The sequence below is a fragment of the Gordonia otitidis NBRC 100426 genome, assembly GCF_000248075.1.
Lineage (GTDB): Bacteria > Actinomycetota > Actinomycetes > Mycobacteriales > Mycobacteriaceae > Gordonia > Gordonia otitidis.
Map to the genome: position 1 here is coordinate 1 of NZ_BAFB01000230.1, position 14896 is coordinate 14896.

Genomic DNA, 14896 nt, shown 5'->3' on the forward strand with positions numbered 1-14896 from the left:
AAGAGCGTCGGCGCGGTGTAGGAAGTGGGGGAGGAGCGTCGGCGCGGTGCTGGAAGTGGGGGAAGAGTGTCTACGCCGTGCAGGAAATAGGGGAAGGGCTCTTTTCCGCGGGTTCTGTGCGTTTCCGCGGGGAACTTCTCGGGGAAGGGGCAGAAACCCGAGGAAGGGTTGCGACGCGGGCTCAGCTGTCACGACGTGAGAGCGGACGGTCGCACGTCGCGAGAGCATGGGCGCCGCGGGCGGAGTCGTCGCGGACCCTCACCTCTCCGACCCAGATCTCGCAGCGCGCGAAGCGGCCTGCCGAACCGAAGGTGACGTCGACGTTCTGGACGCGAGACCGGCTCACGAGGGTGAGCGTCGCCGACCACAGTCCGGTCGCGTCGTCGTGACGGCTGAGTCGGACGTCGGACTGTCTGCGGAGCCGGTTGTTCGCGTCGAACCACACGAGTTGTTCGTTCCACTCGCGGTCGGAACTCACCACGATGGTCACCACGTCGCCGGTGCTCGGGAATCGGGTCGACGCCGCGGCCGGCGTTGCGGTGCTCACTAGCGCACCGCACACGAGGGCCAACAGGCTGACGAGTGTCGATCGCAGGGTCATGGGTAGCTCCGTTCGTCGTATCGAGTCCACGGCTGTGGCCTTGTGGACTTGGACGCGCGCGAACGCCGATCGGTTGCATCGGAGTCGAAAAAAACAGCGAACCCACCATCCGCGGGAGGATGGTGGGTTCGCCGGGGCTGCAGAGAGAGTCTGCGTCGGTGATGCCGGGATCAGCGCGAGAACATGAGCGCGCGCTTGACCTCCTGGATCGCCTGGGTCACCTGGATGCCACGCGGGCATGCGTCGGTGCAGTTGAAGGTGGTGCGGCAGCGCCACACGCCGTCGGAGTCGTTGAGGATGTCCATGCGCTCGACGGCGCCCTCGTCACGGCTGTCGAAGATGAAGCGGTGGGCGTTGACGATCGCGGCCGGACCGAAGTAGCTGCCCTCGTTCCAGAACACCGGGCAGCTCGTGGTGCAGCACGCACAGAGGATGCACTTGGTGGTGTCGTCGAAACGCGCGCGGTCTTTCTGGCTCTGGATGCGCTCACGGGTCGGCTCGTTACCGGTGGTGATCAGGAACGGCTTGATCGCGCGGTACGCGTCGAAGAAGGGCTCCATGTTGACCACGAGATCCTTCTCCACCGGCAAGCCCTTGATGGGCTCGATGGTGATGGTGATCTCCTTGGACTTGTCCTTGGGCAGGAAGTCCTTCATCAGCATCTTGCAGGCCAGGCGGTTGACGCCGTTGACGCGCATCGCGTCGGACCCGCAGACGCCGTGGGCGCAGCTGCGTCGGAAGGTGAGGGTTCCGTCGAGGTAGCCCTTCACGTACAGCAGCAGGTTGAGCAGACGATCGGTGGGCAGCGCCGGAACCCGGAAGCTCTCCCAGCCCTGAGCGTCGGGCTCCTCAGGGTTGAAGCGCATGATCTTCAGCGTGACCATGGTCGCTTCGTCGGGGACTTCTGGCAACGGCGGCTCGTCTGTGTGCGGCGCCTCAATGGTGGCGGTCATCAGTACTTACGCTCCATCGGCTCGTAACGGGTCTGGATGACAGGCTTCCAGTCGAGCTCGATGTCGGAAAGGAGCTTGTCACCCTTCTTGTAGGCGATCGTGTGGCGCATGAAGTTCACGTCATCGCGATTCGGGTAGTCCTCGCGGGCGTGACCGCCGCGAGATTCCTTGCGGTTGAGCGCGCCGACGACGGTCACCTCGGCGAGTTCGAGCAGGAAGCCCAGCTCGATGGCCTCGAGCAGATCGGAGTTGAAGCGCTTGCCCTTGTCGTGCACCCGGATGTGGTCGTAACGCTCCTTGAGTGCATGGATGTCGGTCAACGCCTGCTTGAGCGTCTCCTCGGTGCGGAACACCGACGCGTTGTCGTCCATCGTCTGCTGCAAAGCGGTGCGGATGTCGGCGACGCGCTCGTGACCGTGCTCGGACAGGATCGTCTCGAGCCACCCGGTGACCATGTCGGTGGGGTTCTCCGGCAGGTCGGTGAAGTCGTGGCTGTTGGCGTAGTCGGCGGCGGCGATACCCGAGCGACGACCGAAGACATTGATGTCGAGCAGTGAGTTGGTGCCGAGGCGGTTGGCCCCGTGAACCGACACGCAGGCGCACTCGCCGGCGGCGTAGAGGCCGTGGACCACGTCGTCGTTGTTGTTGCTGCGCAGAACCTGGCCCTCGATGTTGGTCGGGATGCCACCCATCAGGTAATGGCATGTCGGGTAGACCGGCACCCACTCCTTCACCGGGTCGACACCGAGGTAGGTACGGGCGAACTCGGTGATGTCGGGGAGCTTCTCGTTGAGCACATCCTCGCCGAGGTGGGTCACGTCGATGTAGACGTAGTCCTTGTTCGGGCCCGCGCCGCGTCCCTCGAGCACCTCGAGGACCATCGACCGCGCGACGATGTCACGGGGGGCGAGGTCTTTGATCGTGGGCGCATAGCGCTCCATGAAACGCTCGCCGTCGGCGTTGCGCAGGATGCCGCCCTCGCCGCGGACCGCCTCGGAGATGAGGATGCCGAGGCCTGCGAGACCTGTTGGATGGAACTGGTGGAACTCCATGTCCTCCACCGGCAGGCCCTTACGGAACACGATGCCGACGCCGTCGCCGGTCAGCGTGTGCGCGTTCGACGTCGTCTTGTACATACGTCCCGATCCACCGGTGGCGAAGATGATCGACTTCGCGTGGAAGACATGAAGTTCGCCGGTCGCGAGCTCGTAGGCGACGATTCCGGTGGCCACCGGTTCGCCCTTCTCGTTCTCGCTGAGGCAGAGGTCGAGCGCATAGAACTCGTTGAAGAACTCGACGTCGTGCTTGACGCAGTTCTGGTAGAGGGTCTGCAGGATCATGTGGCCGGTGCGGTCGGCGGCGTAGCAGGCACGACGCACCGGCGACTTGCCGTGGTCACGGGTGTGACCGCCGAAGCGGCGCTGGTCGATCTTGCCCTCGGGCGTGCGGTTGAACGGCAGACCCATCTTCTCCAGATCGAGGACGGCGTCGATGGCTTCTTTGGCCATGATCTCCACCGCGTCCTGGTCGGCGAGGTAGTCGCCGCCCTTGACCGTGTCGAAGGTGTGCCACTCCCAGTTGTCCTCCTCGACGTTGGCCAGTGCGGCACACATACCGCCCTGCGCCGCGCCGGTGTGGCTGCGAGTGGGGTAGAGCTTGGTCAGCACTGCGGTGCGGGCGCGGGGCGCTGCCTCGATCGCTGCGCGCATTCCGGCGCCGCCTGCACCGACGATGATGACGTCGTAACGGTGTTCCTGCATCTTCAGTGGTCTCCTTAGTTGACGCTGTTCACGTCGAAGGTGAGCAGCGCGTACGTGCCCAGCGTCAGCACGAGGATCATCGAGATCCCGAGCAACACGTTCAGCCAGAAGCGGGTGGAGTCCTTGCGCGAGTAATCGGCGATCACCGTGCGCACGCCGTTGCCGCCGTGGAGTTGGGCGAGCCAGAGCATGAGCAGGTCCCAGATCTGCCAGAACGGCTCGCGCCAGCGAGCGGCGACGAACGAGGCGTCGATACGGTGCACGCCGTTGTCCCAGGCCAGCATGATGAACATGTGACCGATGGTCAGGATGATCAGCGCCAGGCCGGAGAAGCGCATGAACAGCCATGCCCACTTCTCGAAGTTGCCACCCTTCGGCTTGCGGGGCGAGCGGGGATTGTCGAGGCTGGCAGGCCGGTCGTACTGCGTACCCAGCGTCTTGGCGATGTTCTGCGAAGCAGGAGATGTGGTCATTGTCTGATCTCCTAGAACGAGTACTCGATGAGGATCTGCAGGAGACGGACGGCCGCGGCGGCGAACACAACCACGAACAGTCCGAGGATCACCCACAGCATCTGCCGCTGGTACTTGGGCCCCTTCGACCAGAAGTCGATCAGGATGATGCGCAGGCCGTTGAGTGCGTGGTACAGCACGCAGGCCACGAGCGCGATCTCCATGAGACCGATGATCGGGGTCTTGTAGGTGTCGATGATCTCCGAGTACTTGTTCGGGTCGATGCGGATGACCGCGGTGTCGAGCACGTGGACGAACAAGAAGAAGAAGATCGTGACGCCGGTGATGCGGTGCAGCACCCAGGACCACATGCCTGGATCGCCGCGATACAGCGAACGTTTGCGCACCGGCTCCGGTGCGACCTCGGTCTCGGAACTCATCGGGGAATTGGCCTCCAACATCGTCGATGGACGCGGTGGCACCGGCTGGGTGTCACCTTGGACCCATGCAAGAGACTTTAAACCTATGCTGAGTGAGTCGTTAAATTGCCCGAACCGATCTGCGGGACAAGGCATTACGAATTAGGTTTGCCTTACCATCCTTTCGGGGGCGGCCATCATCACATCGACCCCGATCACGACCGTCCGGCAGGAGGGCGCCTTGAGCCACGACATCGAGTGGAAGCTGTTGCGGGACAGCGCAACCGGCATGATCGAGCACGCCTACGCGCCCTATTCGAGATTTCCCGTCGGGGCGTCGGGACTCACAGCCGACGGCCGCGTCGTGGTTGGTTGCAATGTGGAGAATGTCTCATACGGACTCGGAATCTGCGCCGAGGTCGGGCTCGTCGCATCGCTGGTCGCGACTGGCGGCGGTCGACTCTGCGCAGTCAGCGTGTGCGACGCCGCAGGCTCGATTCTGATGCCCTGTGGACGGTGTCGGCAAGTCCTCTACGAACACGGTGGTGGTGATCTGCTCGTCGACCATCGCGCAGGACCGACGACGCTTGCACGGCTCCTCCCCGACGCATTCGGTCCCGACGACCTCGACGCCGTCCGGTGAGCGAGATCATCCACGCGACGTCGGTGATCGCGACCAAACGCGACGGCGCCGAATTGACGACGGCGCAGATCGACTGGATCGTCGACGCCTACACACGCGGTGACGTGGCCCCCGAACAGATGTCGGCCCTGCTGATGGCGATCGTGCTGCGGGGTATGGACCGCAGGGAGATCGGCGACTGGACCCGCGCCATGATCGACAGCGGAACGCGCATGGACTTCTCCGGGCTGCACCGCAACGGCATGGCGTTGCCGACCGTCGACAAGCACTCGACCGGCGGTGTGGGCGACAAGATCACGTTGCCGTTGGCGCCGCTGGTCGCCTCCTTCGGGGTGGCCGTGCCCCAGTTGTCAGGGCGAGGCCTCGGTCACACCGGAGGGACACTCGACAAACTCGAATCGATTCCCGGCTGGCGCGCCGATCTGTCGACGGCTCAGATGGTCGCGCAACTCAGCCGCGTCGGCGCCGTCATCTGTGCCGCAGGCGCCGATCTGGCGCCCGCCGATCGCAAGCTCTATGCGCTACGCGACGTGACGGGGACGGTCGAGTCGGTGCCGTTGATCGCCAGCTCGATCATGAGCAAGAAGATCGCCGAGGGGACCGGCGCGCTCGTCCTCGACGTGAAGGTCGGGTCCGGCGCGTTCCTGCCAGACGAAGCCGTGGCCCGGCGGCTCGCCGAGACGATGGTGTCGCTCGGTGCCGATGCGGGTGTGCCGACGACCGCGCTGCTGACCGACATGGACAGTCCCCTCGGATTGACAGCGGGCAACGCCGTCGAAGTGGTGGAGTCACTCGAGGTGCTGGCGGGCGGCGGTCCAGCCGACGTGGTCGAGCTGACACTCGCACTCGCGCGCGAGATGCTCGACGCCGCGGGTCTTCCCGATGCCGACCCGGCAGCCGCGCTGAGCGACGGTACCGCGATGGACACGTGGCGGGAGATGATCACCGCCCAAGGCGGGGACCCCGACGCTCCGCTGCCTCGCGCGCGGCACACCGACGACGTGACCGCCACGACGACCGGGTACGTCCGGCGACTCGACGCGCGGGCGGTCGGCGATGCGGCCTGGCTACTCGGTGCCGGACGATCTCGTCCCGGCGAGAGCGTGCAGGCGGGCGCCGGCGTGGTGCTGCACGCGAAGCCCGGCGACCGGGTCTCGGCGGGTGCGCCCCTGTACACATTGCACACCGATGCTCCGGCGCGATTCGACGGCGCGCGGCGGGCATTGGAGAACGCGGCTGTGATCGTGCCCGAACCGCCGTCGGATACCCGACCAGTTGTGCTCGATCGCGTTAGGTTCGAGTGATGACGCCAGCGACGGACAGTGCAGTGACGGGCAGCGCAATCAACACAGAAGCAGGACTCCCCGGTACCGGTGGACAGCCACTCGATCTGAGCACGCTCGCCCTCGCGCCCAAAGTCCTGCTCCACGATCATCTCGACGGCGGGCTGCGACCGTCCACCGTGCTCGACCTCGCCCGTGAGGTGGGCTACGACGATCTGCCCGCCGACGACGCGGACTCACTCGCGCGATGGTTTCGCGAGGCGGCAGACAGCGGATCGCTCGAACGCTACCTGGAGACGTTCGCGCACACCGTCGCAGTGATGCAGACCGCGCCCGCACTCGAGCGGGTGGCCCGCGAATGCGTCGAGGACCTCGCCGCCGACGGCGTGGTGTATGCCGAGATTCGTTATGCACCCGAGCAGCACCTCGAGCAGGGACTGACGCTCGACGAGGTCGTGGAGGCGGTGTTGCGAGGCTTCGCAGAAGGCGAGGCTGTCGCCGCGGCAGGTGGGCGACCGATCACGGTGCGATGTCTGGTGACCGCGATGCGTCACGCGGCGCGTGCGCGTGAGATCGCCGAACTCGCGGTCCGCTATCGCGGCGACGGCGTCGTCGGTTTCGACATCGCGGGCGCCGAGGCGGGCAACCCGCCCACCCGGCATCTCGACGCGTTCGAGTACATGCGGGCCAACAGTGCGCCGTTCACCATCCACGCGGGGGAAGCGTTCGGGCTACCGTCCATCCACGAGGCGATCGCGTTCTGCGGTACCGACCGACTCGGACACGGTGTGCGTGTGATCGACGACATCAGGTTGCCAGACGGTGTCGATCTCGCGGCATCGTCGTTCGCAGGCGCGGAACTAGGCGAAATCGCGAATGTCGTGCGCGACAAGCGGATTCCGCTGGAACTCTGTCCGAGCTCCAATGTGCAGACCGGTGCGGTGGCGTCGATGGCCGACCATCCGTTCAACGCACTCGCGCGCCTGCGTTTCCGTGTCACCGTCAACACCGACAACAGGCTGATGAGCGACACCACCATGAGCAAGGAGTTCTACCGGCTGGCACAGCAGTTCGGTTACGGCTGGGCAGATTTCGAGCGCTTCACGGTGAACGCGATGAAGTCGGCGTTCATTCACTTCGACGAGCGCCTGGCCTTCATCGACGAGGTGATCAAACCCGGCTACGCGGTTCTGATCGGGTGATCAGCGCTTGATCTCCAGGCGGTCCTCGAAGTCGTGCTCGAGGGCTCGCCATGCCTCGGCCTCGTTGTCGAAGGGCGCACTGGGAGCCAGCCGCTTCGGGTCGGGGTTGATCGCATAGTCGACGAACCACCCGAGCGGCGTGGTGCTGGCCAGCGCTTCCGACACCGCGTCGTCATCGGCGTAATCGGCGGCGTCGGAGAACAATTCGACCGCCAGGTCGAGCTGGTTGCGGTCGATGCGACGGGGACCGTCGATGATGTCCTCGGCCAACCCCGGCAGGACGTACACGTTGTCGTCGATGACGTCGAACTCGAGTGCGCCATCGGTCGCTTCGGTGCGGACGTCGGTGAACGTCGACAGATCGGCGAGGTCGTGGTCGGAGTTCTCCGCCAGGAACTTCGACAGCGTGCGAGTGGAGGCGAAGACGAAGATCCTGCCCCGTGAACCGAGGAAGACCGGATCGTCGCCGAGATAGCATCGCAGCGAGTAGTACTCGCCGGTGCCGGTGACGATCTTGATCGGGTCGATGCCGACGGTCGCCCAGAAATCGTCGTCGTCGATCTCGTCCTCGTCGAGCTCCTCGTCGGTGTCGTCGATCGTCGACGCCGCAACAGCCGAGGACTCCGCCACGTCGGAATCCTCGTCGAGCAGATCGATGTCGTCGTCCTCGGGCTCGTCCTCGTCTTCTGCGGACGCCGCGGCTTCGAGTTCGTCGGCGGCGATCGCCACCGTTGCCGCGTCGACGTCGGGAGTTGTGATGACGTCGTCGATGGCGTCGAGGACGTCGTCCCAGTGCTTGGCGATCAGACGGCCGATGCGGACCCACAGGTCGACGCCGTCGCGGCCCTCGAAGTTGCGGGTCCCCGTGGTGACCGCACCGAGGATCGGGTTGCCGTTGAAGAACTTGGTGATCGTCACCAGTTCGCAGACCTCACCGAGGATGCGGACGATCTCGAGTGCGTCCTCCAGCTCGGCGATGACCTCGGGAGTCGGGTCCTCGGCCGCGAGTTCCGGCACACCCACGAGGTCATAGGTGTGGCGATCGTCGGGAATCAACTCGTCGGCGGAGACCTGCTTGATGGTGTCCCACGCGGGATGCTCGACGAGATCGTTGTCGGTGTCGGTCCGGACGAACCCGGCGAGCTCGGCGACACCTGGGAAAACGTAGAGATCCTCGTCGAGTCCGAGGAACGCCTCCCACTCGTCGTCTCCCTCGCGCCACCGGGGCGCCCACAGGGTGAAACCGTTTCCGTTGGTGAGTCCGAGTTCGATGGGAACGATGTCTCCGGCCATGAGGCAACAGCGTAGCGATGATCACTGTGAACCCGGTACCTGCCCCACATGGCCGTGATCACCTCGGCCGGAAGAAGCCCTGGAATCCCTGACCGGCGTTGGTGGTGCGCAGCGGTGACACCCCGACCGGGTCGCCCGCCTCCACGAGTTGGTCGTTGCCGATGTACATCGCGACGTGCCCGTCCCAGACGGCGAGATCTCCCGGCATGAGTTGATCCTGTGTGACCGCCACTCCCGCGGTGTCCTGGTCCTGTGCGAGACGGGGAAGCTCGACTCCCGCCTGCCGGTAGGCCCACTGGGTGAACCCGCTGCAATCGAAGCCGTCCGGGGTGGTGCCGCCCCAGACGTAGGGCACCCCCTGCTGGCCGAGCGCGGCGCGGACAGCGGTGGCTGCGCGCTCGTTCGGTGCGTAGGCGACCGAGCCGTCGGGGAGGGTGACCGCCACGCCGTTGCCGGCCGGAGTGGCTGCAGGTCCCGGTGGGGTCGGCGGCGCTACCCGGGCTGGTGTCTCGTGACGTGCGAGCTCGGTCATGGCGCGGGTGTCGTCGGCGAGATCGGCCTGCGCCCGCTGCACGATCCTGAAACCCCGTTCGACGTGTTCGACCGCGACGGGGACGATGGCCAGCAGCCCCGCGGGCGTCGACAGTGCGGGCCCGAGCGCGGTGGCTGCCCGTTCGAAGGAATCGACCACCTCGCGCAGTTGGCGGGCGGCGAGGTTGACCCGAGCGCTTGCAGTCTCCACGAGCATCGCTATCTGTCGGCTGTCGTCGTCGACGTCGAGTGCGGTTCGGGCCGATCGCTCGTCGGCTGCACTCGCTCCCGCGGCGCCCACGCCCTGCCACTCACTGCGCACCGATGCTGTCGCCGTTGCCGCTGTGGCACGAACATCGTCGAGATCGGTGCCCGCAGAGCGGATCGTTGCCGCGGGATTGTCCGTCGGCAGCACGCCGGTGCCGAGCGCGGTGATGAGGATTCGCAAGGGTGCGATGAGGATGTCGACGGTGATCATGGCAGCCGCAACTGCAGGTCGGCGGCGTCGGCATCGGCGTCGGAGTAGGCAACTGCGGCGGTCGTGGTGTGTGTGCCGATCCGACCATGCGTGGCGGCGAGTGAGTCGAGGCGATCGGCCCGTGACTGCATGGTCGCCGACAGTGCCGCGAGGAAGTCGGACCCGATCACACCGAAGGTCGGCGTCAGTGCGGTGAGATCACGTCGACTGCTTGCCGCGTGGGCGGTCACGCGCTGTGCTGCAGCCTCCTGTACGCGTGCGTACGAGTCGAGGGCGTGCGGGGACAGGGAGGTGGAATAGGGAGTGAGCTCCGTCATGCGAACTGAGACGGCGCGAAAGCCGGTTCGGTTCCATCTGTTCGACGATGATCTGCCGCGACACCACCGCGCGGCGCTGTCGGAGGCACCATACAGTTGTCCGCATGCAGGTACAGATCGTCGACCATCCGCTCGCCGCGGCCCGCCTGACCACGTTGCGCGACAAGACGACCGGCAACGCGGGATTCCGTGCAGCACTCTCGAGTCTCACTCAGATGCTGGTGTACGAGGCCCTCGGCTCCGCGAAGTCTGCGGCGGTCGAGATCGAGACCCCGTTGAAGCCCTTCACGGGGTCGAGGCTGGAGTGCGCACCGCTGCTCGTCCCGGTCCTGCGCGCGGGGCTCGGCATGATCGAGCAGGCGCTCGAGATGGTGCCGGAAGCACATGTCGGCTTCGTGGGGATCGCGCGTGACGAGGAGACCGCGCAACCGGTGCCGTACCTCGAATCGTTACCGGACGATCTCTCCGGCTTTCCGGTGTTCGTGCTCGATCCCATGCTCGCCACCGGCGGGTCGATGCTCCACACCATCGAGCTGCTGGTCGCGCGCAACGCCACCGACATCACTGCCGTCTGTGTCGTAGCGGCCCCGGAAGGTGTTACAGCGCTGGAGAATTCAGGCCATCCGGTGCGGCTGGTCGTTGCGTCGGTCGATGAGGGGCTCGATGACGCCGCCTACATCGTGCCGGGACTCGGTGATGCGGGTGACCGGCAGTTCGGTCCGCGCTGACGACGCCTCCCGAGGGTCTCGCGGCCGAAGGTGAGCGGATGTCACCGACGGCCCGCGGGCGTCGAGCGTGCTCAGGCGGCTGTGGCCGACCAGCGTCCCTCGTGACGCCGCACCGCCACGGGATGGTCGAAGCAGTCGCTGATCTCCTGTGACGTCAGTGTCTGTTCGACCGGGCCCGATGCGGTCACCTCGCCGTCACGGAGCAACATCGCGTGCGTCGTGGAACTGGGAAGGTCTTCGAGGTGGTGGGTGACCAGCACGCTGGCGAGGTCGTCGACTTCTGAGCGCAGGCGGTCGATCGCGGACAACAACCTCTCGCGCGCGGCGAGGTCGAGGCCTGTTGCGGGCTCGTCGAGGAGCAGGAGAGCCGGCCGCGGCATGAGCGCACGCGCGATGAGTGTCCGACCTCGCTCACCCTGACTCATGAACGGCCACGCGGAGTCGCGGCGCGCACTCATCCCCAGCATCTCGAGGAGTTCGTCGGCATGGCGGTGCTCGTCCTCGGTGTAGACGTGGCGACGATCGAGTTCCGGGGTGTTGGTCAGGCCCGTCAACACCACGTCGTGCGCGGTGATCGGGACGTCGATGCGCCAGCGCGGGTCGACGTGCCCGATATGGGTTCGCAGTTCGCGCATGTCGACCCGACCGAGGCGTCGGCCGAGCACATCGACGGTCCCGGTGGTCGGGTGACTGCGTGCGCCCAGAATGGCCATCAGCGTCGACTTGCCGGCGCCGTTGGGTCCGAGCAGCGCCCAGTGCTCACCCGGCGACACCGTCAGGTTCACGTCGTGTAGGAGCTTACGTCCGCTGCGGACGACGTCGACGGAGGAAGCGTTCAGAACCGGGGTCACCACTCAGTTCTAAACCAGTGACGCGGCCGGTCGGTCACCCGGGGTAGGCGCCAGTGATACTCAGGACATGGTGATACTCAGGACCTGGTGATACTCAGGACCTGGTCCAGTACGCCGACATCGGCTCGGTGCTGATGGTCTCGCCGTTCTTCTCGATCTCCAGTTGACCCGGACCGACGACGTAGGTCACGTTCCCGTTGGTGGCGCTGTAGGTGTTGCCGCTTCGGGTGGGATAGCCGACCTCGACAGAGCTTCCGTCAGCGAACCCCTTGTAATACCAGCGCCCTGTCTGCGACCCCACCTGACAGATGACGACCTGTGAGCGATTGGTTTGCGCGATCACCACGGCGGGGTCGTCGGAGGCGTTACATCGGGGACCTGCGGTGAATCCCTGCCAGTCGGTCCCCACAATGTCCGGCGTGGCATGGGGGGTGTCCGCGGCGTCTGTCTGATCGGCTCCGGTGTCCCGGGGCGCGGAATTGCCGTTGCCGCCCTGAGCTCCTGCGGAGCCGCCGGGGGTGGTCGTCACCACGACGGTGCTCGGTGCAGGTGGACCGGCGCTGCTCGCCGGAGCGCTCGAATCGGCTGCCGCGGAGTCGGAGTCGCTGCCGTCGAGACGCGGCAGCAGCAGTAGCGCCGCCAGCACGCCGAGGACGACGAGCAGCACGCCCGTCGCGATTGCGACGAGCACTGCGGGTGACGACCACGGCGAACGCTGCGGGGGCGGCGGGGGATAGGTCATGCGGCGTGTCCTTGTCCTTTGCGTATGCGCTCCGCTCAGTCGGCCTGCGGTGCCACGGTCTCACCGAACGTGGCGAGTTCGGTGACGACGCGCATCGTCAGGTCGTCGAGCATGCCAACCAATTCACGTGTGTCTGCACGGTATGTCGTCATCGGCGACGAATGTGTTGCCGACGATCCGAAATCGGGCGGTGTCGTCATTTCGATGTAGTACTTGAGCTTGGGTTCGGTGCCCGAGGGACGCGCCATGACCCGCACCGACATCCCGAGGTCATCGACACCCCGCAGTGCGACTGCATCGGTACTCAGACGGTCTGCGCGTCGGGCATAGTCTTCTGCAGTCACCGCGATACCCGCAAGTGTCGTCGGAGGTGACGTGCGCAATCGGTGCATCAGTGTGGCGATGCGTCCGAGATCGTCGACGCGCACCGAGTGCTGGCGGGTCACATGCACGCCATACCTCTCGTACAGCGACAGCAGCACGTCATCGAGACCGATGTTGTCGCGATGACACCGTTCGGCCAACACCGCGAGCGCCACCGCAGCGCTGATCCCGTCCTTGTCGCGTACCGCGTCGGGATCCACACAGTGCCCGATGGCCTCCTCGTAGGCGTAGCGAAGCGGTTCGCCCGCGCGCACAAGCCATTTGAAACCGGTGAGGGTTGTGACGTGTCGGGCGCCGTGATCTCGCGCGATCTTCTCCAGCAGACTGCCCGACACGAGGGTGCTCGCCACGACCGGCGGCCGGGCGTCGGATGTGGCGGACGCCGCGACGGTCACGGGTGTGCCGGGGGCGCCGCCGATCTCCGCGAGCACGAACGAGCCGAGCAATGCGCCGGTTTCATCACCCGTGAGCATCCGCCAGGTGCCGTCGACCCGTGTGCCGACCGCGCACCGGTCGGCGTCGGGGTCGAGAGCGATCGCGATGTCGGCGCCGACGGCGGACGCGCGCGCGAGGAGCAGGTCACTCGCCCCGGGCTCCTCGGGGTTCGGAAAGGCGACCGTGGGGAACTCGGGGTCTGGTGCGAACTGTTCGTCGACGACGTGGACATCGGTGAACCCGGCCTGGGCGAGCGCGTCCAGCGCGAGCGCGCCGCCCACACCGTGCATCGGGGTGAGCGCGATCCGCAGTGTGGTGTCGGCGACCCTGCCGAATCGTATGCGGAGCCGATCGAGATAGCGGGGAAGGATTTCGTCCGCTCGCGGATCGTGCTCGACGGGGGCTCGGGCAATGTCGGCCGCCCGGCCGGACGCGGCGATGAACTCCTCGATCTCACCGTCGGCCGGTGGCACGATCTGTGCGCCCCCTGCCAGATAGACCTTGTAGCCGTTGTCGCGGGGCGGATTGTGGGACGCCGTGACCTGCACACCCGCGACGGCGTCGAGATGGCGGCACGCGAACGCCACCAGCGGCGTCGGACCCGCGGACCCCATCGCGATCACGTGGAAGCCCGCCGCGGTGAGGACCTCGGCCGCTGCGATCGCGAACTTCTCGGAGCCGTGGCGTGCGTCGCGCCCCACGACGACCGTCCCGCCGCCGTGTCCGTGCGCACGGAGCCACGCGGCCAGCCCGGCGGACGCGCGGGTCACCACGGCGACGTTCATCCCGTTGGGGCCCGCGCGCACGGGGCCGCGCAATCCGGCGGTGCCGAAACGCAGCTCCGCTGCGAACCGTTCGGCGAGTTCGACGTCGGATGCCGCGGCGAGTTCGGCGCGCGTTGCCGGGTCGGGGTCGGCGGCGATCCACTCGGCCACGCGCTCGGCGTCGACCTCAGCACTCACGCCGGACCGTTCGACGTGCCGAGCTCTTCGATGATGGCCGCCAGCAGGGTGCCCATCCGACGAGACGACGAACGTCCTACTTCGAGCACCTCTGCGTGGCTCAGGGGCTCTCCGGTGATTCCCGCTGCCAGATTGGTGACCAGCGACACGCCCAGTACGTCCATGGCTGCCGCGCGGGCGGCGATCGTCTCGTGCACTGTCGACATGCCGACCAGATCGGCGCCGACGGTGCGCAGCATGCGGATCTCGGCGGGTGTCTCGTAGTGCGGGCCCGGCAAACCCGCGTACACACCGTCGGCCAGCGACGGCTCGATCCCGCGCGCGACGTCGCGCAACCGTGGCGAGTACGCGTCGACGAGATCGACGAACTGTGCGCCGACCAGCGGCGACCGGCCGGTCAGATTGAGATGATCGGAGATGAGTACCGGTTGACCCACCGACATGTCCTCACGCAGGCCGCCCGCGGCGTTGGTCAAGACGATTGTGCGTGCTCCCGCCGCCGCGGCGGTACGAACCGGATGTACCACGCGCGCCAGACCATGGCCTTCATATGCGTGAATCCTGCCCAGCATCAACAGGACCCGGTGATCTCCGATGCGGATCGAATGCACGACGCCGCCGTGCCCAGCCGCTGTCGGCGGCGAGAAGCCCGGGATCTCCGACATCGGTACCGAGGCGATCGGAGCGCCGAAGGCGTCCGCGGCCGGTGCCCAACCGGAGCCGAGGACGACTGCGACGTCATGCGTGGAGGCGTCGGTCTCTGCAGCGATTGTCGCGGCAGCGGCGGTGGCAGCGGCGTCGGCGTCGACAGTGGGATCCATGGGCATCACCCTAAGGGCATCGTGCGAGGTCGGTGCGCCCA

General features: G+C 66.5%; 16 protein-coding genes. 4 read left to right on the plus strand and 12 right to left on the minus strand.

The window, feature by feature from the left end:
• Window positions 1–181: 181 nt before the first annotated feature.
• From GOOTI_RS21690 to sdhC, 5 genes are all read right to left on the minus strand, one after another.
• Window positions 182–601, minus strand: coding sequence for a hypothetical protein (locus tag GOOTI_RS21690; protein ID WP_007240752.1), 420 nt, complete (start codon window positions 599–601; stop codon window positions 182–184).
• A 170-nt stretch (window positions 602–771) separates the two neighbouring features.
• Window positions 772–1554, minus strand: coding sequence for a succinate dehydrogenase iron-sulfur subunit (locus GOOTI_RS21695; RefSeq protein ID WP_005174040.1), 783 nt, complete (start codon window positions 1552–1554; stop codon window positions 772–774).
• Complete coding sequence (gene sdhA / locus GOOTI_RS21700) at window positions 1554–3314, minus strand: succinate dehydrogenase flavoprotein subunit (RefSeq protein ID WP_005174038.1); 1761 nt, start codon at window positions 3312–3314, stop codon at window positions 1554–1556. Before sdhA ends, GOOTI_RS21695 begins: the two co-directional genes overlap by 1 nt.
• 14 nt (window positions 3315–3328) lie before the next feature.
• A complete protein-coding gene (locus GOOTI_RS21705; RefSeq protein WP_007240753.1) occupies window positions 3329–3787 on the minus strand; it encodes a succinate dehydrogenase hydrophobic membrane anchor subunit in 459 nt (152 codons plus the stop codon).
• Between the two features lie 11 nt (window positions 3788–3798).
• Window positions 3799–4206, minus strand: a complete 408-nt coding sequence (sdhC, locus tag GOOTI_RS21710) for a succinate dehydrogenase, cytochrome b556 subunit (protein ID WP_083835989.1) — start codon at window positions 4204–4206, stop codon at window positions 3799–3801.
• A gap of 220 nt (window positions 4207–4426) precedes the next feature.
• Here sdhC and GOOTI_RS21715 point away from each other — a divergent pair, with 220 nt between their 5' ends.
• From GOOTI_RS21715 to GOOTI_RS21725, 3 genes are read left to right on the plus strand one after another with little or no spacing between them, the layout of a single operon-like run.
• Window positions 4427–4828, plus strand: coding sequence for a cytidine deaminase (locus tag GOOTI_RS21715; protein WP_007240755.1), 402 nt, complete (start codon window positions 4427–4429; stop codon window positions 4826–4828).
• The gene (locus GOOTI_RS21720; RefSeq protein ID WP_007240756.1) at window positions 4825–6132 is read left to right on the plus strand and encodes a thymidine phosphorylase; all 1308 of its coding nucleotides are present in this window, start codon (window positions 4825–4827) and stop codon (window positions 6130–6132) included. Before GOOTI_RS21715 ends, GOOTI_RS21720 begins: the two co-directional genes overlap by 4 nt.
• On the plus strand, window positions 6132–7313 hold the full coding sequence (locus tag GOOTI_RS21725; RefSeq protein WP_007240757.1) for an adenosine deaminase: 1182 nt from the start codon (window positions 6132–6134) through the stop codon (window positions 7311–7313). The genes GOOTI_RS21720 and GOOTI_RS21725 overlap by 1 nt, the downstream gene beginning before the upstream one ends.
• Here GOOTI_RS21725 and GOOTI_RS21730 read toward each other — a convergent pair whose 3' ends face one another.
• The 3 genes from GOOTI_RS21730 to GOOTI_RS21740 are packed head-to-tail and all read right to left on the minus strand — an operon-like array spanning window position 7314 to window position 9932.
• Window positions 7314–8606 (minus strand): SatS C-terminal domain-containing protein, encoded by a 1293-nt coding sequence (locus tag GOOTI_RS21730; protein ID WP_007240758.1) that lies wholly within the window; start codon window positions 8604–8606, stop codon window positions 7314–7316.
• Between the two features lie 58 nt (window positions 8607–8664).
• Window positions 8665–9615: a C40 family peptidase gene (locus GOOTI_RS21735; RefSeq protein ID WP_007240759.1), complete on the minus strand. Its 951-nt coding sequence runs from the start codon at window positions 9613–9615 to the stop codon at window positions 8665–8667.
• Window positions 9612–9932, minus strand: coding sequence for a type VII secretion target (locus GOOTI_RS21740; RefSeq protein ID WP_007240760.1), 321 nt, complete (start codon window positions 9930–9932; stop codon window positions 9612–9614). Before GOOTI_RS21740 ends, GOOTI_RS21735 begins: the two co-directional genes overlap by 4 nt.
• Window positions 9933–10036: 104 nt before the next feature.
• Between GOOTI_RS21740 and upp the strand changes: the two genes are divergently transcribed.
• Entirely contained in the window at window positions 10037–10660 is a 624-nt protein-coding gene (gene upp / locus GOOTI_RS21745) for a uracil phosphoribosyltransferase (protein WP_007240761.1), read from the plus strand.
• Between the two features lie 71 nt (window positions 10661–10731).
• Here upp and GOOTI_RS21750 read toward each other — a convergent pair whose 3' ends face one another.
• The 4 genes from GOOTI_RS21750 to GOOTI_RS21765 form a co-directional block, all read right to left on the minus strand.
• Window positions 10732–11511: an ABC transporter ATP-binding protein gene (locus GOOTI_RS21750; RefSeq protein WP_039994555.1), complete on the minus strand. Its 780-nt coding sequence runs from the start codon at window positions 11509–11511 to the stop codon at window positions 10732–10734.
• 94 nt (window positions 11512–11605) lie between these two features.
• Window positions 11606–12253 (minus strand): hypothetical protein, encoded by a 648-nt coding sequence (locus tag GOOTI_RS21755; protein ID WP_007240763.1) that lies wholly within the window; start codon window positions 12251–12253, stop codon window positions 11606–11608.
• Between the two features lie 35 nt (window positions 12254–12288).
• A complete protein-coding gene (locus GOOTI_RS21760) occupies window positions 12289–14034 on the minus strand; it encodes a phospho-sugar mutase (protein WP_007240764.1) in 1746 nt (581 codons plus the stop codon).
• The gene (locus GOOTI_RS21765; protein WP_007240765.1) at window positions 14031–14855 is read right to left on the minus strand and encodes a purine-nucleoside phosphorylase; all 825 of its coding nucleotides are present in this window, start codon (window positions 14853–14855) and stop codon (window positions 14031–14033) included. The genes GOOTI_RS21760 and GOOTI_RS21765 overlap by 4 nt, the downstream gene beginning before the upstream one ends.
• Between the last annotated feature and the right edge of the window lie 41 nt (window positions 14856–14896).